General features: G+C 38.4%; 16 protein-coding genes and 1 pseudogene. 2 read left to right on the top strand and 15 right to left on the bottom strand.

Annotated features, from left to right (window positions below; genetic code table 11):
- Nucleotides 1-5: 5 nt before the first annotated feature.
- On the bottom strand, nt 6-179 hold the full coding sequence (rpsU, locus tag BK579_RS11190; protein WP_015595024.1) for a 30S ribosomal protein S21: 174 nt from the start codon (nt 177-179) through the stop codon (nt 6-8).
- Between the two features lie 263 nt (nt 180-442).
- Between rpsU and BK579_RS11185 the strand changes: the two genes are divergently transcribed.
- Entirely contained in the window at nt 443-1,372 is a 930-nt protein-coding gene (locus BK579_RS11185) for a Na/Pi symporter (RefSeq protein ID WP_078545556.1), read from the top strand.
- 357 nt (nt 1,373-1,729) lie between these two features.
- Here the strand turns inward: BK579_RS11185 and BK579_RS11180 are convergent, their stop codons facing one another.
- Nucleotides 1,730-2,167 (bottom strand): helix-turn-helix domain-containing protein, encoded by a 438-nt coding sequence (locus tag BK579_RS11180; RefSeq protein ID WP_078545554.1) that lies wholly within the window; start codon nt 2,165-2,167, stop codon nt 1,730-1,732.
- A gap of 157 nt (nt 2,168-2,324) precedes the next feature.
- Between BK579_RS11180 and BK579_RS27040 the strand changes: the two are divergent.
- Nucleotides 2,325-2,486 (top strand): annotated as a pseudogene (locus BK579_RS27040) (hypothetical protein); the annotation flags it as partial.
- A gap of 242 nt (nt 2,487-2,728) precedes the next feature.
- Here BK579_RS27040 and deoC read toward each other — a convergent pair.
- The 13 genes from deoC to gpr all read right to left on the bottom strand — a co-directional run bounded on the left by deoC (nt 2,729) and on the right by gpr (nt 19,779).
- Complete coding sequence (gene deoC / locus BK579_RS11170; protein WP_078545552.1) at nt 2,729-3,403, bottom strand: deoxyribose-phosphate aldolase; 675 nt, start codon at nt 3,401-3,403, stop codon at nt 2,729-2,731.
- Between the two features lie 160 nt (nt 3,404-3,563).
- Complete coding sequence (gene mtaB, locus BK579_RS11165) at nt 3,564-4,931, bottom strand: tRNA (N(6)-L-threonylcarbamoyladenosine(37)-C(2))-methylthiotransferase MtaB (RefSeq protein ID WP_078545550.1); 1,368 nt, start codon at nt 4,929-4,931, stop codon at nt 3,564-3,566.
- A gap of 6 nt (nt 4,932-4,937) precedes the next feature.
- Nucleotides 4,938-5,687 (bottom strand): 16S rRNA (uracil(1498)-N(3))-methyltransferase, encoded by a 750-nt coding sequence (locus BK579_RS11160; RefSeq protein ID WP_078545548.1) that lies wholly within the window; start codon nt 5,685-5,687, stop codon nt 4,938-4,940.
- Nucleotides 5,688-5,723: 36 nt separating this feature from the next.
- A complete protein-coding gene (gene prmA / locus BK579_RS11155) occupies nt 5,724-6,662 on the bottom strand; it encodes a 50S ribosomal protein L11 methyltransferase (protein ID WP_078550526.1) in 939 nt (312 codons plus the stop codon).
- Nucleotides 6,663-6,970: 308 nt separating this feature from the next.
- Nucleotides 6,971-8,101, bottom strand: a complete 1,131-nt coding sequence (gene dnaJ / locus BK579_RS11150) for a molecular chaperone DnaJ (protein ID WP_078545546.1) — start codon at nt 8,099-8,101, stop codon at nt 6,971-6,973.
- A gap of 425 nt (nt 8,102-8,526) precedes the next feature.
- Entirely contained in the window at nt 8,527-10,359 is a 1,833-nt protein-coding gene (gene dnaK, locus BK579_RS11145) for a molecular chaperone DnaK (RefSeq protein WP_078545544.1), read from the bottom strand.
- A 66-nt stretch (nt 10,360-10,425) separates the two neighbouring features.
- On the bottom strand, nt 10,426-11,007 hold the full coding sequence (gene grpE / locus BK579_RS11140; protein ID WP_078545542.1) for a nucleotide exchange factor GrpE: 582 nt from the start codon (nt 11,005-11,007) through the stop codon (nt 10,426-10,428).
- Nucleotides 11,008-11,258: 251 nt separating this feature from the next.
- A complete protein-coding gene (hrcA, locus tag BK579_RS11135) occupies nt 11,259-12,290 on the bottom strand; it encodes a heat-inducible transcriptional repressor HrcA (RefSeq protein WP_078545540.1) in 1,032 nt (343 codons plus the stop codon).
- A gap of 85 nt (nt 12,291-12,375) precedes the next feature.
- Nucleotides 12,376-13,518, bottom strand: coding sequence for a radical SAM family heme chaperone HemW (gene hemW, locus BK579_RS11130; protein ID WP_078545538.1), 1,143 nt, complete (start codon nt 13,516-13,518; stop codon nt 12,376-12,378).
- A 77-nt stretch (nt 13,519-13,595) separates the two neighbouring features.
- Entirely contained in the window at nt 13,596-15,419 is a 1,824-nt protein-coding gene (gene lepA / locus BK579_RS11125; protein WP_078545536.1) for a translation elongation factor 4, read from the bottom strand.
- A gap of 1,547 nt (nt 15,420-16,966) precedes the next feature.
- Complete coding sequence (locus BK579_RS11120; RefSeq protein WP_078545534.1) at nt 16,967-17,326, bottom strand: YqxA family protein; 360 nt, start codon at nt 17,324-17,326, stop codon at nt 16,967-16,969.
- An 18-nt stretch (nt 17,327-17,344) separates the two neighbouring features.
- Complete coding sequence (spoIIP, locus tag BK579_RS11115; RefSeq protein WP_078545532.1) at nt 17,345-18,550, bottom strand: stage II sporulation protein P; 1,206 nt, start codon at nt 18,548-18,550, stop codon at nt 17,345-17,347.
- 101 nt (nt 18,551-18,651) lie between these two features.
- Nucleotides 18,652-19,779 carry a GPR endopeptidase gene (gpr, locus tag BK579_RS11110; RefSeq protein ID WP_078545530.1) on the bottom strand — a complete coding sequence of 376 codons (1,128 nt, stop codon included), beginning with the start codon at nt 19,777-19,779 and terminating at the stop codon, nt 18,652-18,654.
- Between the last annotated feature and the right edge of the window lie 35 nt (nt 19,780-19,814).

The raw sequence follows: 19,814 nt of genomic DNA, 5'->3' as shown, positions 1-19,814 counted from the left end.
TCTTATTAGAATTTGCGCTTTCTTGCTGCCTCAGACTTCTTCTTGCGCTTTACGCTAGGCTTCTCATAGAATTCGCGCTTTCTTGCTTCTTGTATAGTACCAGACTTTGATACCGTACGTTTGAAGCGGCGAAGAGCGTCTTCAAGCGACTCGTTTTTACGAACGACCGTTTTTGACATTCTATTTCCCTCCCTCCAAAACAACCACTAACCGTCTTAATTAACATGTTTTTTTATCTTTTTGCATAAAAAATAACATGTACTTTGCAATTATAATATAACAGTAAACTCTGGTCAACCGTATTTCAATGAAACAATTAATAAACCATGGTAAATTTGTGAATCTTTTTCATTAGATCAAGATAAAATCAGTCATGTATTGCCAACCTTGTCCATACACTTGTGATAAGACAAGTTTAGGAGATCTATGACGAGGTGAAAATATGTTAGAAATCATATCACTATTTGCTGTATACATTGCCATATTTATTTTTGGGATGACAGTGATGAGGACCGGCTTATATAATTTATCCCGCGATAAAATTAAAGTATGGCTTATTACATTTACAGATCACCCAATTAAAGGTTTAATTACTGGAACGATCATTACAGCAATCATACAAAGTAGCTCAGCAGTAATGGTTTTAATTGTTGGGTTGATTGCTACCGGTTATTTAACGTTTAAACAGTCAATCGGAGTGATTTTAGGTACAAATATAGGGACCACTTTCACAACCGAGTTAATTACTATCGATATTTACGAGGCAATTATTCCATTTTTAATTATTGGCTTTTTATGTTTATTTATTAAAAATCAGCAAATCTTCAGTATAGGTGCTTTAATGTTTGGTTTAGGATGCCTCTTTGTTTCCATGAATGGTTTCGAGCAGCTAGCACACCCGCTTTCGCTATACCCTTCACTTCATTCATTTTTTCAGTATACAAATGATCATGGACTGATTGGAGTGGGAGTAGGAACGGTTATTACGGCAATTATTCAATCCAGTAGTGCAACAACAGGGATTATCATGGGGTTTATGAACGAACACCTCCTCTCACTTCATGCAGGTATTGCGATTGTTTTAGGTGCGAATATCGGAACCTGTATCACTGCCTTTTTAGCTAGTATCGGTTCAACACATGAAGCAAAGCTAGCAGCATACGCACATATTTGGATCAATGTCATTGGAGTTGCTTTGTTTTATCCATTCATCAAGAGTCTAGGCGCAGTCGCTGTTATGATGACTTCTGTACCGGATATACAGTTGGCACATGTTAGTTTGATCTTTAATGTGTTAACCTCTTTGATTGCTTTACCGTTTTCCGGTTTGTTAGCCTCTTTGATTTTACGGATGCATCCTAGGAGAGGTTGAGGAATAGATTGTTCAAAAAATAGATTGTTGTGGTAGGGAATTCATGCTTTGGGGCTTGGATTCTTTTTTGGGGTTTAAATTGTTCATAGCACATAGGATATATTTGATTCTATTGCTCATTTGTTTTTTTAGGTAACTAGGGTATAGGCTTAGGGGTAATATGGTTCTTTCGCCTTCCCTATGTGTTTTCTCTAACCGAGATGGAACCAGAGCGCTCATTGGTTGCCTTCCCTAGGAACTTTATTCGACCAAGGGAATTAGAGCTCTCTGTTACTTTTTGTATCTATTTTCTGCTAGTATTGAAAACCCAAAACAAAAAGAAATAATTAATTACTACAAGCAATAGAGATCCTACTCCTATGGTCTCTCTTTAAAAAATATATCGAGCACTGCTATTATTGATTCCTTATCAAACCCATCTAGTTCGTAACCCTTGTAATTTATTTTGTTTTCACTTAGTAAAAGTTCACGAAGTAGTACAGTTCCACCGGTAGTTTCAAAGTTATTAAAATTTTCCTTAGCCTCATCTTTGTTTACAGCTTTATGTAATTTTTCACGAGCTTCAGTTTGATCTAAATATCCAGCTTTCGATAGCAGTTCCTCATAAGATACTTGATAAAAAGAAGATAATTTCTTAAGTACACCAGGGGTAGGTTTACGTTCTTTATTAGTACGTGGATCAAAACCTTTTTCAAGTGTACTTAGGTATGTATAGCTAATTCCAGTACCTTTTGTTACTTCTCTTAAAGATTTTCCCCCTCGTAATTCTATTAAATACTCGCCAAATTGACTCATCAAATCACCTCCTGTAAATCTTATCTAACAAAATCGTAAATCATGATACACAAAAGTACAAGCTTTAGTTTATAAAGATATTATGGGGGGGAATTCGTGAATACCAACAGATTGAAAGAATAAGAATTGAGAGAGGGATGTCTATTCTGAACTTGCTAGGAAAACAAACCTAAGTATAGTAACGCTTACTAAGCTGGAGAATTCGCAAACCAATCCTAAATTAAGAACTGTTTCTGCTATTTATGAAGTGTTGGGGAAAAAGATTAAGGGAATCAGAGCGCTCCTTTCGTTACCTTTCCTACGCATTTCCTCCGACTAAGGAACCTAAGCTCTGCTTTCGTTACCTTTCCTACGCATTTCCTCCGACTAAGGGACTCAAAGCACTCCACTTCTTACCTTTCCCCATGTATTTCCTATAGAATAACTGTTCATTGTTAACGTCCACCTCCACTTCCATCAAGGTAACTGCACTCCAAGCGCTGTGTGCCAAAAAATACTCGAATGCAAATCTACAAACTAAAAAAGCTATCCCAAACTCACTGGGATAGCTTTCTCCATCTCTTAATAATCAGAATTACTAGTTAATCCATTTAATATTGCTACTCCAGCACTTGCACCAATTCTAGTTGCTCCAGCTTCGATCATGTCTTCCGCACCTTTAGTGTCACGAACTCCACCAGAAGCTTTCACACCAATTTCAGGTCCTACTGTTTTTCTCATTAACTTGATATCTTCAATGGTTGCTCCACCAGTAGAGAATCCAGTAGATGTTTTAACATAGTCCGTTCCTGCTTTTACCGCAATTTCACATGCTCTTACTTTTTCTTCTTCAGTTAAAAGACTAGTTTCGATAATCACTTTTGTTAAAGCTTTACCTTTTGCCGCTTCAACAACAGCACGGATATCTCTTTCAACCAGTTCATCATTTTTGTCTTTTAATGCACCTATATTAATAACCATATCAACTTCTGTTGCACCTTTTGAGATAGCATCAGTAGTTTCAAACCCTTTTGTTTCCGGTGTATTTGCACCTAATGGGAAACCGATAACAGTACAAACTTTAACATCTGTACCTTGAAGTAGTTCTACTGCGCTTGCTACCCATGTAGGGTTTACACAAACCGATGCAAATTGATATTGTTTTGCTTCCTCGCACAGTGTTACGATTTGGTCTTTTGTTGTATCCGCTTTTAAAGCAGTGTGATCAATTGTTTTTGCAATTTCTTGTGGATTCATATGTATACTCCTTTATATAGGTTGTACGTACCTCTATCATCATATCACTTTTTATTTTCGTATACTATAATAGATTGTGTTAAATTATCAATTTTGATTACATAAGTGTGTTCTTAAATCATTTAAAAGGAGATACCCTTCATTGAGTATCTCCTTTTCGTTAACTAATTTTAACTTTTTCCTCATGTTGAACGACATCAATATGATCTTCTAAAACACGAACAAACTGTCCTTCATTATAAGGGTATCCTGCTTTAGTAATTTTTACTTTTACAATTTTCCCGATCATATCTTCTGTTGCAGGGAATTTCACTTTTAAATAGTTATCACTGTATCCAACATAGATACCTTCGACACCATTTTCTTTATACTCTTCCTCAGGAATCACTTCAAGTACTTCATTTTCGAACTGTGATGCATATTCTTTAGCTAATTGATCAGATAGATTAATTAGGCGGTGTACACGTTCGTTTTTCACTTCTTCATCAACTTGATCATCCATACGCGCAGCAGGAGTACCCGTTCTCTTTGAATATGGGAATACATGAAGCTCAGAAAATTTATGTTTCTTAATAAAATCATGGGTTTCAATGAATTCTTCTTCTGTTTCACCTGGGAATCCTACGATGACGTCAGAAGTAACAGCTAACCCTGGGAGAGCTTCGCGTAATCTGTCTAGACGTTCGCCAAAGTGCTCCATTGTATATTTACGGCGCATACGCTTTAATACTGTATCAGAACCTGATTGAAGTGGAATGTGCAAATGTCTGACAACTTTAGTTGAGTTATTAAGCACTTCAATCACTTCATCTGTAATTTGACTTGCTTCAATCGAAGAAATACGGATACGCTTTAAGCCTACAACCTGTGACTCTAGATCACGTAAAAGTGCAGCTAAATTGTAATCCTTCATGTCTTCACCATAACCACCAGTATGAATACCTGTTAAAACAATTTCCTTGTATCCAGCATTTACTAGCGCTTGAGCTTGTGTAATTACTTCTTTTGGATCTCTAGAACGCATTAACCCACGTGCCCATGGAATGATGCAGAATGTACAGAAATTGTTACATCCTTCTTGGATTTTAAGTGACGCACGAGTGCGGTCAGTGAAAGATGGAACATCAAGCTCCTCATAAACACGCGCCTTCATGATGTTACCAACAGCATTGATTGGTTGGCGCTCATCTTTATATTGTTCTATATACTCTAGCATTTTCACGCGATCTTGTGTACCTACGACAATATCAACACCTGAAATCGCCATAATTTCTGCTGGAGATGTTTGAGCATAACAGCCTGTAACACAAATGACTGCATCTGGATTTTTACGAATCGCACGTCGAATGACTTGTCGACTCTTTTTATCTCCTGTGTTTGTTACAGTACAGGTATTAATAACATAAACGTCAGCAGTACTTTCAAACTCTGTACGTTCATAACCTTGTTCTTTAAAAAGCTGCCAAATAGCTTCAGTTTCATAATGATTTACTTTACACCCTAGTGTATGAAACGCAACGATAGGCATAGCTTGTCACCTCGCTAGTTCAAAATGATATGATACAGCAGATAAAATGTATAACGGTGCTGTTTCAGTTCTTAAAATTCTAGGACCAAAGCTGCAGGCTACAAATCCTTGTTCCTGTAACTTTGTTACTTCTTTATCTGTAAGTCCACCTTCTGGACCAATTACGACTATAAGAGAATCTCCAGGTTGAAGTTGATTAAAAATGAGTGATAGTGCTGATTTCTCTCCGCGTTTTGCCTCTTCTTCATATGCAATCACTTTGTAAGTGAAATTCTTGCTATGAGAGATTAAATCCTGTAGATTTCCCGGCGAATGAATAGTTGGAATAACAGAACGATGAGATTGCTCAGCTGCTTCTTTGGCAATTTTACTCCAACGTTCTACCTTCTTAGCTCCCTTTTTCTCGTCCCACTTTACAATGGAGCGAGCAGCAATAAAAGGGACAAACCCAATAGCACCAAGCTCTGTCCCTTTTTGAATCACATATTCAAGCTTATCCCCTTTAGGCAACCCACTTGCTATTGAAACAGAAATCGGGAGCTCAGTTTGAACCTCTATCCATTCTACAACACGAGCTAAAATCTTATCATTGGTAATTTCAGTAATTTCACATTGAGCTTGCTTTCCTTTTGGGTCACAACAGATAATTTGATTCCCTGGCTCCATTCGCATTACACGAGAGATATGATGAAAATCATCGCCAACAATAGTTATTTCATTTTCTTCTTCAATTTTATTAACGAAATATCTTTGCAAGATTGCTCACCTTCTTAAGAGTATCTAGGGAACACATTAACCCTTCTTCGCTATAAAAGCAACCCAGTCTTCCATTAGAAGAGTTTCTTCAATCTGAAAACCTGAAGCAATTAGACGATCCTTAACTTCTTGTTTTTTAGTATTAATTATACCAGAAGTAATGAAGTATCCGTTTGGTTTTAGTATAGAAGCAGCCTCATCTGTGAAACGGACAATGATCTCCGCTAAAATATTCGCAACAACCAAATCAACAGGACCTTCTACTTTATCAAGTAAATTATTTTGTGCTACTGTAACTCGGTCATGAACTTTGTTTAATTTTACATTTAAGCGAGCACTATCGACTGCAACAGGATCAAGATCAAATGCTTTTACCTCACTTGCGCCTAACATTGCAGCTGCAATACTTAAAATACCTGAACCTGTTCCAACATCTATTACAGAATCTCCATTCTCGACAGTTCTTTCAAGAGCTTGGATACACATTACAGTAGTTGGATGAGTCCCTGTTCCAAATGCCATTCCTGGATCTAATTCTATAATCAGTTCGTCACTACTAACGGGCTCGTACGTCTCCCACGTAGGAACAATTGTAAATTTTTCTGAGATTTTTACAGGATTATAATATTTCTTCCAAGCAGTAGCCCACTCTTCTTCATTTACTTCACTAATGGTAATTTCGTTATGACCTAAATCAATATCAAATACCAATAAATTATTAACTGATTCTTTTATCGCTTCAACTGTTTCACCTAGGAAGCTTGTTACAGGTAAGTACGCTTTAACAATTACCCCTTCAACAGGGTAATCATCCGGATTGAGTTGGTAGATTTCACCGAAAACCTGTTCACGTTCCTTTGTTAAGTCAAACGGATCCTCTATAACCACCCCACTAGCACCTGCTTCATGCAGAATGTTTGAGATCGGTTCCACAGCCTCTTGTGTTGTATGAATACTGATTTCGGACCATTTCATATCTACCAACTCCATCATTAATTTATTATTATAACGCAGTGAAAATGCTTGTAGTAAAACTTTCCATTCGCTCCGATTCATGCCCTTTCCGCGGGCGATGTGGGGAGCCTCCTTGTCGCTTTTAAGGCTTCTGCGGGGGTCTCCCTAACACCGTGTATCCTGCAGTGGCATGACTCTTAGCTCATTCCAAGTACTCATTTAAACTCACGGAATTCTAAGAATTCTATTACAACACATGTAGTTAAATTGTTTAACAAAGAAAGAAGGTGTCCTAAAGATAATGAAACTTATCTTTAGGACAACCTATCTCATTCACCCTTAAATGCTCTTTTAACTTTCGCAAAGAAGCTATCATGTTGTTCGTCAGGTACACCATTTCCACTGATGTCAGAGAATTCCCTTAACAATTGCTTTTGCTTTTCAGTTAGCCTTGTTGGAGTAATTACTCTTATATGAACGTGTTGATCACCTTGACCATAGCCTCTTACGTTCGGTACTCCTTTTCCACGTAAGCGGAATTTCGTACCTGTTTGTGTGCCTGAAGGTATTTTAAGCTTTACTTTGCCGTGAAGGGTTGGAACTTCAACCTCATCACCTAGTGCAGCTTGTGCAAACGTTAATGGCATTTCACAGTAAATATCATCGCCATCACGCTCAAAGAATTCATGGTCTCTTACATGGAACACTACAAACAAATCTCCTGGTGGTCCACCATTAACACCTGGTTCGCCTTGTCCAGATACACGCAGTTGTTGTCCATCGTCGACCCCTGCAGGAATATTAACATGAATTTTTTTGCGCTTCTTCACTTTTCCAGTGCCACTACATGTTGTACACTTATGCTCAATATTTTTACCAGTACCATTACAGTAGTTACATACTCTACGATTTACAATACGACCAAATGGTGTATTTTGCTCAACATTTAATTGACCACTACCATTACAGTGAGAACATGTTTTTGGAGAAGTACCTGGTTTTGCGCCAGTTCCTTCACATGTATTACATGTTTCCTCACGTGGTATTTCAATGTCCACTTCTTTACCGAATGCTGCTTCTTCAAAATCAAGCGTCATCGTGTATTGTAAGTCAGCACCTTGTCTAGGAGCATTTGGATCGCGACGTCTAGTTCCCCCTCCGAAGATCGTACTGAAAATATCTTCGAAGCCTCCAAAACCACCGAAATCCTGTCCACCACCGAACCCTCCAAACCCTTGATTTGGATCTGTGTGACCAAATTGATCATAGTGTGCTTTTGTATTGTCATCACTTAGTGTTTCATATGCTTCTTTTACTTCTTTGAATTTATCGGCAGCATCATCTGCTTTGTTAATATCAGGATGATACTGTTTAGAAAGTTTACGGTACGCTTTTTTTATCTCGTCTTTAGACGCACCTTTACTTAGCCCGAGTACTTCATAGTAATCTCGTTTACTCATTGATACCCACTCCCGCTTCCTTTCACATAAAGATTATTCTATCACTTGTTGAATTCAAAAGGCAATAACAAACAACATGAAACAATCTTTAGACGCTCTATTTTTATCATGAATTATATAAATAAAACAACGCTATCCTTAAAATACTTTGTTTGATAGATTCAACTCGCTACAGTTCACTCACTTTCCGCAGGGCGGCCCTGGAGCCTCCTCGTCGTAAAGCTCCTGCGGGGTCTCCCGAGCCCGCTATATCCTGCAGGAGTCGAGTGACCTTCCTCTCATATAATACTATGAGTCCTAACTTTTTATAAACCCATAAGCATTTACAAAAAGCAAAACAAAAGTCAAAGTCAAGACATGCCTGACTTTGACTTTTTGTTTTTTCTAGCTCATTCTTGAATTTGTTTTCTCAGATGATTTAAGGCTTACTTGTCATCCTTAACTTCTTCAAATTCTGCGTCTACTACATCGTCACCAGCTTTGCCACCTTGTGCGCCAGCGTCTCCGCCTGCAGCTTGTGCTTGCTTCGCAGCTTCTTCATATAGTTTCACAGATAATTGTTGTACGATCTCAGAAAGTGCGTCTTTCTTCGCACGCATTTCTTCAAGGTTGTTGCTTTCGATTGCCGCTTTTAGGGCATCTTTCGCTTCGTTAGCTTTTGCAACCTCTGCCTCGTCTACTTTACCTTCAAGGTCTTTTAGTGTTTTTTCTGTTTGGAATACTAGTTGGTCCGCTTCGTTACGAAGTTCAACTTCTTCCTTACGCGCTTTGTCTGCATCAGCATTTTCTTCTGCTTCACGAACCATGCGTTGTACTTCATCATCTGAAAGTCCTGATGAAGATTTAATTGTAATTGCTTGCTCTTTATTAGTACCAAGATCCTTCGCACGTACGTTAACAATTCCGTTTTTATCGATATCAAAAGATACTTCGATTTGTGGAACTCCACGTGGTGCTGGTGGAATGTCTGATAATTGGAAACGACCTAAAGTCTTGTTATCAGCAGCCATTGGACGCTCACCTTGAAGTACGTGAATGTCTACAGCCGTTTGGCTGTCAGCCGCTGTTGAGAATACTTGTGACTTACTAGTAGGGATTGTTGTATTACGTTCGATTAACTTCGTAAATACTCCACCCATCGTTTCAATCCCAAGTGAAAGTGGTGTTACGTCAAGAAGTACTACATCCTTAACATCACCTGTTAAAACTCCACCTTGAATAGCAGCACCAAGAGCAACTACTTCATCCGGGTTTACCCCTTTATGTGGGTCTTTTCCAGTTACTTTTTTGATTGCTTCTACTACAGCAGGGATACGAGTAGAACCACCAACTAAGATTACTTTATCAATCTCACTTGCAGAAAGACCAGCATCTTGTAATGCTTGACGAGTTGGACCCATTGTTCTTTCAACAAGATGTGATGATAACTCATCAAACTTCGCACGAGTAAGTGTTACTTCTAAGTGAAGTGGACCTGCTTCACCAGCTGTGATAAACGGTAAAGAAACTTGAGTGCTTGTTACACCAGATAAGTCTTTTTTCGCTTTTTCAGCTGCGTCTTTTAGACGTTGTAATGCCATTTTATCTTTAGAAAGATCAATTCCGTTATCTTTCTTAAATTGTTCTACTAAATAATCAATGATTACTTGGTCAAAGTCATCTCCACCAAGACGGTTGTCTCCAGCAGTTGACTTAACTTCAAATACACCATCACCAAGTTCAAGGATAGATACGTCAAATGTACCTCCACCCAAGTCATAAACAAGGATTGTTTGGTCTTCGTCAGTTTTATCTAAACCATATGCTAATGCTGCAGCAGTTGGCTCGTTGATGATACGCTCAACTTCTAGACCAGCAATACGGCCAGCATCTTTAGTTGCTTGACGTTCAGCATCATTGAAGTATGCAGGAACTGTGATTACTGCTTTTTCAACTTTTTCACCAAGATAGTCTTCAGCATATCCTTTTAAATATTGAAGAATGATTGCAGAAATCTCTTGTGGAGTGTAATCTTTTCCTTCAATGCTTTCTTTATGAGCCGTACCCATATGACGCTTAATTGAGATGATTGTATTTGGGTTTGTGATTGCTTGTCTTTTTGCCACTTCCCCAACTTGACGCTCACCATTTTTGAATGCTACTACAGATGGAGTCGTACGGTTTCCTTCTGGATTTGGGATAACCTTCGCTTCTCCACCTTCCATTACTGCCACACATGAGTTTGTTGTACCTAAGTCAATACCAATGATTTTACTCATTGTTCATTACCTCCTAATTCACTAAAAAAATATAGTTTCCCTAGTTCGATTATTTCTATATGTAGATTAAGATTGATTTACCTTAACCATCGTTGGACGAATTACTCTGTCTTTAAGCTTGTAACCCTTTTGGAATTCTTCAAGCACAACATTTGGCTCAGCATCTGCTTCTTCAACCTGCATCACAGCTTGGTGTAGATGTGGGTCAAATTGAGATCCTACAGATTCGATTGTTTCGACTCCTTCTTTTGAAAGAGCATCAACTAAGCTGCGGTATACCATGTCCATTCCTTGTAATAAGGATTTCGTGCCTTCATCCTTTGCTTCAACCTTCATTGCTCGTTCGAAATTATCTAGCGCAGGTAATAAATCTGTCACTAAGCTTTGTGCTCTATATTTTGAAGCAGCTTCTTGATCTAAACGGATACGGCGTTTATAGTTTTCAAAGTCCGCTTGTAATCGGAACAAACGGTTTTCTGAATCTGCTAATTTCGCCTCAAGATCTGCGATTTTTTCATTGGCAATGGTCAAGTCATCTTTTTCCATCGTTGCTTCTTGTTGTTCCATATCTACTTGCACATCTTCGTTTTGGTTGACTTCTTCAACTGTTTCAGTTGCTTCTTTTAAAATTTGCTCTTCATTAGCCAATTTTTTCACCTCCCTTAAGGTATGAATGTTTCTATCATCTATTATTATTCTTGTTTGTATTTAGTATAGAGTTTTTTGTGACTACCCTGAACAATACAATGGTGTGTGAGTTCTATTCGTTGCGAGTCACTCACGGGATAACGCGGGTGGTGCGTGGCTTCGCTCACTCCACACAGGTTATTCAAACCTTTTTCATGTTCAAGGTAGACCCCAACAGTCTAGTTATGACTCTATACTAAATATAGCCACTGCTATTCGTTTTGATACAATTTTGTAAGTACTTTTGATAAATCATTCGTGACTAAATCAAGTAGGCTTATTACTCTTGCATATTCCATTCTAGTAGGGCCAAGGATGGCGATGGAGCCTAGTTGTTCATTACCTAATGAATATGTTGCTGTAATTAAGCTGCAATTTTCCATAGCAGAAAATTGGTTTTCACGTCCGATTTTAATGTTAATACCTGTTTGCGATTTTTTTAATAACTGATAAAAATCCTGTTTTTCTTCTATCATTGTAAGAAGTGAGCGGATTTTTTGAACATCATGGAATTCTGGCTGGCTTAACATGTTTGTTTTACCGCCAAAATAGATTTTCTCAGCCAGGCTAATATCAAAGGTTCCATTCAAAGCATTGAGCATTTGATCATAATTTCTTATGTGAGCACTTAATAATGATGCAACCTCTTTATATATCTTATTGTTAAGTTCATTTAGAGGCACACCAGCTAATCGCTCATTTAAAATGTTAACCATTTTCTCAATATCTGATGGATCAATTGAGCCGGGGAAGCTAATCGTTCGATTCTCAACATGTCCTGTATCAGTAACAATAATTGCTACAGCTGTATCATGATTGATAGGAATTATCTGTAGTCGTTTTACTTTATTAACTGCCATGGCAGGTCCCAAAACGATTGCAGTGTAATTGGTTAGCTCTGATAAAATTTGAGCTGATTTTTGAACAACCTTTTCAAGCTCATAAATCCGCTCTGCAAAGATAGAACGTATTTCAGTCTTATCTTTCTTCGAGAGACGTTGTGGAGACAATAAATGATCCACATAATATCGGTACCCTTTTTCAGAAGGCACTCTTCCAGAAGAACTGTGTGTTTTTTCAATAAAACCAAGATCTTCGAGATCTGCCATCTCATTTCGAATTGTGGCTGAACTAAATGTTATTTCATCTCTTTTCGACAATGTTCTAGATCCTATTGGTTGAGCACTTCTAATGAAATCATCAATAATAACTTGAAGAACTAATAGCTGACGATCTGTAAGCATTGAACATCACCTCTGTTAGCACTCATTTAGTGCGAGTGCTAATTCTATAAATAAATTACCAAATTCAATTAACAATGTCAACGATTTAGATTAAACCAATAAACGCTTGAAAAACTTCATTCCCTAGGAACTTTCCTCTTTTAGTAAGTTTTACAGCATCATCTGTTTCTTCTAATAAGCCTTTCGCTACTTGGTCTTTGATTTGAGACCCAAACACATCCATCATTTCTTTTTTAAACTTTTGGAAAAATACTTTTTTTGAGACTCCACTTGTTTTTCTTAAGCCCAAAAATAATTCTTCTTCCATTTTTTCATTGAGCGGAACTGTATTTGTGTCGATATAAGGAAAGCCTGTTTCAGCAATTTTCGTCATATATTTTTTAATCGGTCCAGCGTTGGCAATTCGCTTCCCATTTACATAACTGTGTGCCCCTGCTCCGATTCCATAATATTCTTCATTGTTCCAATACGTAAGATTATGTTTACTTTCAAATCCTTTTTTTGCAAAGTTACTAATTTCATATTGGTGATAGTGATGCTTTTCCATTATATCCATTAACACTTCATACATTAAGGCTTCATTTTCCTGGCTTGGTAGCTTCAAAGTCCCATTTCTCATTCGATTATAGAAAACTGTTTTGGGTTCAATAATTAAGGAGTACGCTGAAAAATGCTCTACATCTAGAGATAATGCCGTTTGTAAAGTATCTTTGAAATCAGATACTGATTGGTGAGGCAGGGCATAAATGAGGTCTAAACTAATGTTCGTAAAACCAACACTACGAGCTAATTCAACAGACTTAAAGACATCCTTTTGGCGGTGAGATCTACCTATATCAGCAAGTAATTTGTCATTGAAGGTCTGAACGCCAAAGCTTAAGCGATTCACTCCCGCATCTTTTAATATTTTTAGTTTTTCAATCGTAAGATCTCCAGGGTTCGCTTCAAACGTAAACTCAAGTTTTTCATCAATTGGACTTAGATGTTGATGGATACTCGTTAAAAATTGTTCAAGTTGTTTTTCAGTTAAAACAGTTGGAGTTCCTCCACCAACAAAAATAGTGTTAAGTCTAGTAAACGGGACAGACTCAACCGTATTCTTCATTTCAGCATCCATGCTCCTGAGATATTCCTCAACTGGCTGATTTTGGAGAAACACTTTATTAAAATCACAATAGTGACAGATTTGGGAACAAAATGGGATATGAAGGTATGCAGCTTGTACCATCTTAAACCTTCCTTCCTTTCAAGTAGACACATAACAGAAATACCGCAGATATCTGCGGTATTCTTTGTGGTATCTCTTTATTTATCATCCATACGAAGAACAGCCATAAATGCTTCCTGAGGAACCTCAACCGATCCAACAGACTTCATACGTTTTTTACCTTCTTTTTGCTTTTCTAATAGCTTACGTTTACGAGAGATATCTCCACCATAACATTTTGCAAGTACGTTTTTACGCATTGCTTTGATCGTTGAACGTGCAATAATCTTTTGTCCAACTGCAGCTTGAATTGGTACTTCGAAGTGCTGTCTTGGGATCAATTCTTTTAATTTCTCAACGATGATTTTTCCACGCTCATAAGCTGAATCACGATGAACAATAAATGATAGTGCATCAACAGTTTCCGCATTCAGTAAGATATCCATCTTCACAAGCGTTGAAGGCTTATAGCCAATTAATTCATAATCAAATGATGCATATCCTTTAGTGCTTGATTTTAATTGATCAAAGAAATCATACACAATTTCTGCTAACGGAATTTCATAAACAATACTTACTCGATTTTCATCAAGGTACTGCATATCAATAAAGTTTCCGCGTTTTCCTTGGCAAAGCTCCATAACCGCACCTACATAATCATTAGGTACCATCATTGTTGCTTTTACGTACGGTTCTTCAATACGATCAATTCTTTGTGGATCAGGCATATTTGCAGGGTTATCTACTTTAATTTCTGTTCCATCAGTCATATGAACATCATAGATAACACTCGGTGCTGTTGTAATAAGGTCAATCTTAAATTCTCTCTCTATACGTTCTTGGATGATTTCCATATGAAGCAACCCAAGGAATCCACAACGGAATCCAAATCCAAGCGCTTGTGATGTTTCAGGCTCGAATTGAAGTGCTGCATCATTTAATTCAAGCTTTTCTAATGCTTCACGCAAGTCATTGTACCTTGCAGTATCAATTGGATATAGTCCACAGAATACCATTGGGTTTAAACGACGGTATCCAGGTAAACCTTCTGCTGCAGGCCTTTTCGCATGAGTAATGGTATCCCCAACGCGTGTATCCCCAACATTTTTGATAGAAGCAGATAGGAAACCTACATCTCCGACTGTCAATTCATTTAACATTGCCGGCTTTGGTGTGAAAACACCCACCTCGGTCACTTCAAACTCTTTCCCTGTTGCCATCATTAGTACTTTGTCTCCAACTTTAACAGTCCCATCAACAACACGAATATAGGCAATTACCCCACGATATGGATCATATATTGAGTCAAAAATAAGTGCTTTTAGTGGAGCTTCAGGGTCTCCTTGTGGTGCTGGTACCTTTGCTACAACCTGTTCTAGGATATCTTCAATTCCAATACCTGCTTTTGCAGAAGCTAAAACTGCATCAGATGCATCAAGGCCAATTACGTCTTCAATTTCTCCACGAACACGCTCTGGATCAGCACTCGGTAGGTCTATTTTATTGATAACTGGCATGATTTCTAAATCATTATCGAGCGCAAGGTAAACGTTAGCAAGTGTTTGTGCTTCGATACCTTGTGCAGCATCAACAACTAAAACTGCTCCTTCACATGCTGCTAAGCTTCGTGAAACTTCATAGGTGAAATCAACATGTCCTGGAGTATCGATTAAGTGAAAAATATAGGTTTCCCCATCTTTTGCTTTATATTGAAGCTGCACAGCGTTTAACTTGATTGTAATTCCGCGCTCACGTTCGAGGTCCATTGAATCTAGTAATTGATCCTTCATTTCGCGCTGTGTTAATGCACTCGTTTTTTCTAAAATACGATCTGCTAATGTAGATTTACCATGATCTATATGAGCTATAATCGAAAAATTTCGGATTCTTGATTGTCTTTTTAAACGTTCTTCATTATTCATTCGTAAAATCACTCCTACCATTTCGGCGAAAACATACACTGTTTTTAATTATAGCAAATATCGACGTTAAGTTACAATTGATAAATGAATCATTATCAAGGTTATTTAAATTAATAAGTTATTTATGTGTGTTTAGTTTTAATTTTTCAATGAGAAACTATGTAGAATTACAAATTAAAGTTTTATTTTTAAAAATAAAACTTAAGTTCAAGTTTATAGTGTGGAATGAGCGGTGAGGCCACTTGACTCCTGCGGGATCTAGTGGTCTCGTGAGACCCCGCAGGAGACAAAAAGCGACGAGGAGGCTCACGGACCACCCCGCGGAAAGTAAGTGGATTGCAGCACATGGAACTCTTCTATCTAGGTTATTTTCAGGGTCGACTTCCATGCTAATTAGTATCAGCAGCGTGGAAATATGCAAAGTTTGCTTGAAGATTGCTTATAATGAGTCGGGATCTAGCTGTTCCAGCGGCATTGATACAGTTGCCAAAGTAAAAGCAAGACGTATGATTTAGTTGCTGTAGCGAAAACAAGGAGAAAGTGAATCATAGGCTCTCTATGATTTAGTTGCTCTAGTGATTACAAGGAGAAAGTGAATCATAGGTAGTTTTCCTAAGTAGGCGAATCCCCAAAACAAATTTTCAGGGTAGACATCCATGCTAATTAAAATTAGCACCATGGAGGATGAAAAATTATACTTAGCTTAATGTCTAGCTCCAGGCGCTATCGGCTCTCAGGTCTAAGTTAATCCATCTAGAAGGTTAAAGAGCAACCTTCCAGCCGGCTTGCCTTATGCCTGTCGCCGATGAACGAGCGCCTTCAGCATTTCTGTTTTCAGGGTAGACACCCATGCTAAGGAAAAATTCAAACCATGTAGAATGGGAATTAAAATGTCTTGTTACTTAGTGTGGAATGTGCGGAGAGCCACTTGACTCCTGCGGGATCCAGTGGTCTCGTGAGACCCCGCAGGAGCCCGCCCTTGGCGACGAGGAGGCTCACGGACCACCCCGCGGAAAGCAAGTGGATCGCAGCTCATGGAACTCCACACCAAAGTTATTTTCAGGGTAGACATCTATGCTAATTAAAATTAGCACCATGGAGGATGAAAAATTATACTTAGCTTGGTGTCTAGCTTCAGGCGCTATCGGCTCGGGGTCATAAGTCAATCCATCTAGAAGGTTAAAGAGCAACCTTCCAGCCGGCTTGCCTTATGCCTGTCGCCGATGAACGAGCGCCTTCAGCATTTCTTTTTTCAGGGTAGACATACATGCTAAATATGTATTTCGCACCATGGAGAATGAAAATAGGTACTTACTCAGTGTGGAATGTGCGGAGAGCCACTTGACTCCTGCGGGATCCAGTGGTCTCGTGAGACCCCGCAGGAGCCCGCCCTTGGCGACGAGGAGGCTCACGGACCACCCCGCGGAAAGCAAGTGGATCGCAGCTCATGGAACTCCACACCAAAGTTATTTTCAGGGTAGACACCAAAAAGAAAAAAAGCTGTCTACCAAGTAGCCTTAACCACTTGATAGACACCTCTATAAAACTTACCCTATTTTCTCAATGGCCTTTCCAATCCCATCTGAAAGCTCAACCATAATCATTTCAAAAACTGCACTTACAGTGTCACCTAATTTTCTCCCCACCATCGAGAAGAAATTAAAAGCTTCTACCTCTTCCAGTTGCTTTTGTTTTTCGTCAATATCATGACTTGTTACTTTCTGACCAAGAACAGATGCTTCAATTTCTCCTGGATTGGTGTTTGTGACAGTAAACGCACCCTGAAGAGAGGGATCATCGTAACCCCTCATCTTCTTCATCCCTTCATTGGCTTGTTGCATACCAATTAAGACACCAACTAAAAGTACTATGGCTATAAATGAGCATTTCATCATGAATCTAACCATTGTTACGACCCCTTACGTTTATTCTTTATTACTATCTTCCTTCTTTGAGGCATTGACTTTCTCAGCTTGCCAGTAATATTCGGCAAGTACATCAGCAACAGCTTTTGCCGTGCGATTTAATTCATCCATTGTATTGTCAACACCACCGAATTCAATTAACATCGCATTCGCTGATAAATCTTGATTATATTTACCATTGGTACCTGCACCCTGTTTTAACTCTACTCCTCTACTTAAACCAGGAAACTTCTTTTCAATTAAGTGATGCAGATCCTCAGCAAGTTTCGTATTTTTCTCAGCATTCGGGTTATTACCACCAACGATAAACCATGTTCGCGCATATTTCTTACCATCGATCGTTACGGTTGTTACATCTTTTCTGGCAGCATCACGATGAATATCAATTAAATACGTTAGGTCTCGGTTATTATTTATTGCAGAGGCTACAACAGATCTGGATGCATTATATGATTGACCGTATTGCCATTTATTTTTCAACAAAATGTCTGTCATATCAGATGTGTCTACTTCAGTACCTAAACCTCTTGCTTCTAACTCTTCCGCGAGTTTTTTACCAACCATCGTCACATTCACTTCAGGGTGGAAAGCCTTATCTGGATTCGAAGTATCCACCTTTAGATGCGGGAAATAGGATTCTCGAGAATGTGTGTGGTAAATATATACAACTTTTTTATCACCAGTTGTCATTTCCGGTGGAGTTACAGGCTGGCCTTCATCTGGATCTTCTTTTTCAATATTATCAAGAGAGGCTTCTCGCTCCTCTAGTAAAACCTCTAGTGGAGGAGACGATTCAATAGACAAATTGGTATAATTCGTCCCTTGCCCCGCAACAACAATTTTAGAATCGAAAATTGAAAACCCAGGCAGTTCTCGTCCTAATAAACTCCTTGGATCATCTAAACTTACATTTGTCGCTGCCTTGAACACTAGGGCCGAGTAGTTTGGCGGTGCACTCGACTCAGGTAGGCCTTGCGTAAAATATTTATTTTCATAACCTAGTAAATGCACTAGCGATTCCCCGGTTATTGTATCTGCAATATTATTTAAAGAAGATGATGCCAGACGATATTCGGGCTTTAAGGAAGTCATTATAGCGGTAATCATGAAGGTAATCATGATACCCAAAAACAATAGAACAATCCCTTTAGTGATGCTTGTCCCCCGTACCGTCACCATCATCCTGTGATTACGATAGCTCTTCATTTTCTTCCTCCTTCAAGGCTTTGCTAATACTATCAATATGAGCAAGCTTGAAGAAGTAGAACTAATAGAGTCGTTTAATCAGTTAAAAATACTATTTTTAACTAGTGAGTATATGCACCTGCATTATTATCATCAATTTGTCCATGAAGTGCTTCATTTAAACCGCCAGCAATTACATTTGCCATATCTTCAATGAACACGTCAACTTCTTTTGGAGTAACCATTAAATTATGTCCGATTGGGGAAAGCACCTCGTAAATAAGTCTTCTTTTCTCCTCATCTGGAAGATTCCCTACAATCCCCATGAATGTATTTCTTTCATTTTCACCTGGCATATCTTCGTCAGTTAATTTTTTCTTTTCACCAAAAGTAAGACCTGCTGGAACAAGAGAACGAGAAGGTTTGTCCCCTTCTTTCATTTCACGTCCAAAGTGCTTCAAGATGTAATCAATGGTATCACTAGTAATTGAAACAGCATCCACTACAGTTGGTATTCCTATTGCAATAACTGGGATTCCTAGTGAATCTTGACTTAGCTCTTTTCTTTTATTTCCAACGCCCGAGCCCGGATGTATACCTGTATCTGAGATTTGAATGGTAGAATTAACTCTATCAATGGATCTTGATGCTAGAGCATCAATTGCTATAACAAAATCAGGCTTCGATTTCTCTATTACACCGTAAATGATGTCACTAGTTTCTATTCCAGTAATCCCCATTACTCCTGGTGCAATTGCACTTACTGATCTAAAGCCTTCTTGGACACTTTCCGGCTGAAGGTTAAATAAATGTCTTGTAATTACTAAATTTTCAACTGCAATAGGCCCTAACGCATCAGGTGTGACATTCCAGTTCCCAAGTCCAACAACAAGACAGCTCGCCTCTTTTTGTATACCTATTTTTTTCAAAAATTGATTAAATTCCTTAGCAAATACCTTTTGGACCTTCTGTTGAAGCTCTGTATCTTTTTGACGAATTCCAAGAACCTCTAAAGTTAGATAATTTCCTTGCTTCTTGCCAATCTCATTTGCGCCCTCTTCAGTAATTTCAACCGAGGATACTAGAATTCCGTCAACCTCTTTATCTTTAACAATAACTCCACGAATATCTGAAATAGGTTCTTCATTTTCACCTAATGATTTATTTCTTTCTTCGACGACCATTTCACGGGCTTCTACCGCTAAATCAGTTCGCACTGAAAACTTACTTAAATCCAGTTCTTCAGCCATACAAAAACCTCCAACTTTTTAAATATCTATCATTC

This window comes from Litchfieldia alkalitelluris (assembly GCF_002019645.1).
In the GTDB taxonomy this organism is placed as follows: domain Bacteria; phylum Bacillota; class Bacilli; order Bacillales; family Bacillaceae_L; genus Litchfieldia; species Litchfieldia alkalitelluris.
This window is presented reverse-complemented; position numbering and strand designations above follow the sequence as displayed.

Coding starts and splice junctions, on each gene's coding strand:
- hemW (WP_078545538.1), bottom strand. CDS start 13,518: ATGGTACAAGCTGCATACCTTCATATCCCATTTTGTTCCCAAATCTGT.
- hrcA (WP_078545540.1), bottom strand. CDS start 12,290: ATGCTTACAGATCGTCAGCTATTAGTTCTTCAAGTTATTATTGATGAT.
- mtaB (WP_078545550.1), bottom strand. CDS start 4,931: ATGCCTATCGTTGCGTTTCATACACTAGGGTGTAAAGTAAATCATTAT.
- rpsU (WP_015595024.1), bottom strand. CDS start 179: ATGTCAAAAACGGTCGTTCGTAAAAACGAGTCGCTTGAAGACGCTCTT.
- gpr (WP_078545530.1), bottom strand. CDS start 19,779: ATGGCTGAAGAACTGGATTTAAGTAAGTTTTCAGTGCGAACTGATTTA.
- spoIIP (WP_078545532.1), bottom strand. CDS start 18,550: ATGAAGAGCTATCGTAATCACAGGATGATGGTGACGGTACGGGGGACA.
- BK579_RS11180 (WP_078545554.1), bottom strand. CDS start 2,167: ATGAGTCAATTTGGCGAGTATTTAATAGAATTACGAGGGGGAAAATCT.
- lepA (WP_078545536.1), bottom strand. CDS start 15,419: ATGAATAATGAAGAACGTTTAAAAAGACAATCAAGAATCCGAAATTTT.
- dnaK (WP_078545544.1), bottom strand. CDS start 10,359: ATGAGTAAAATCATTGGTATTGACTTAGGTACAACAAACTCATGTGTG.
- deoC (WP_078545552.1), bottom strand. CDS start 3,403: ATGAATCCACAAGAAATTGCAAAAACAATTGATCACACTGCTTTAAAA.
- prmA (WP_078550526.1), bottom strand. CDS start 6,662: ATGAAATGGTCCGAAATCAGTATTCATACAACACAAGAGGCTGTGGAA.
- BK579_RS11120 (WP_078545534.1), bottom strand. CDS start 17,326: ATGGTTAGATTCATGATGAAATGCTCATTTATAGCCATAGTACTTTTA.
- BK579_RS11185 (WP_078545556.1), top strand. CDS start 443: ATGTTAGAAATCATATCACTATTTGCTGTATACATTGCCATATTTATT.
- dnaJ (WP_078545546.1), bottom strand. CDS start 8,101: ATGAGTAAACGAGATTACTATGAAGTACTCGGGCTAAGTAAAGGTGCG.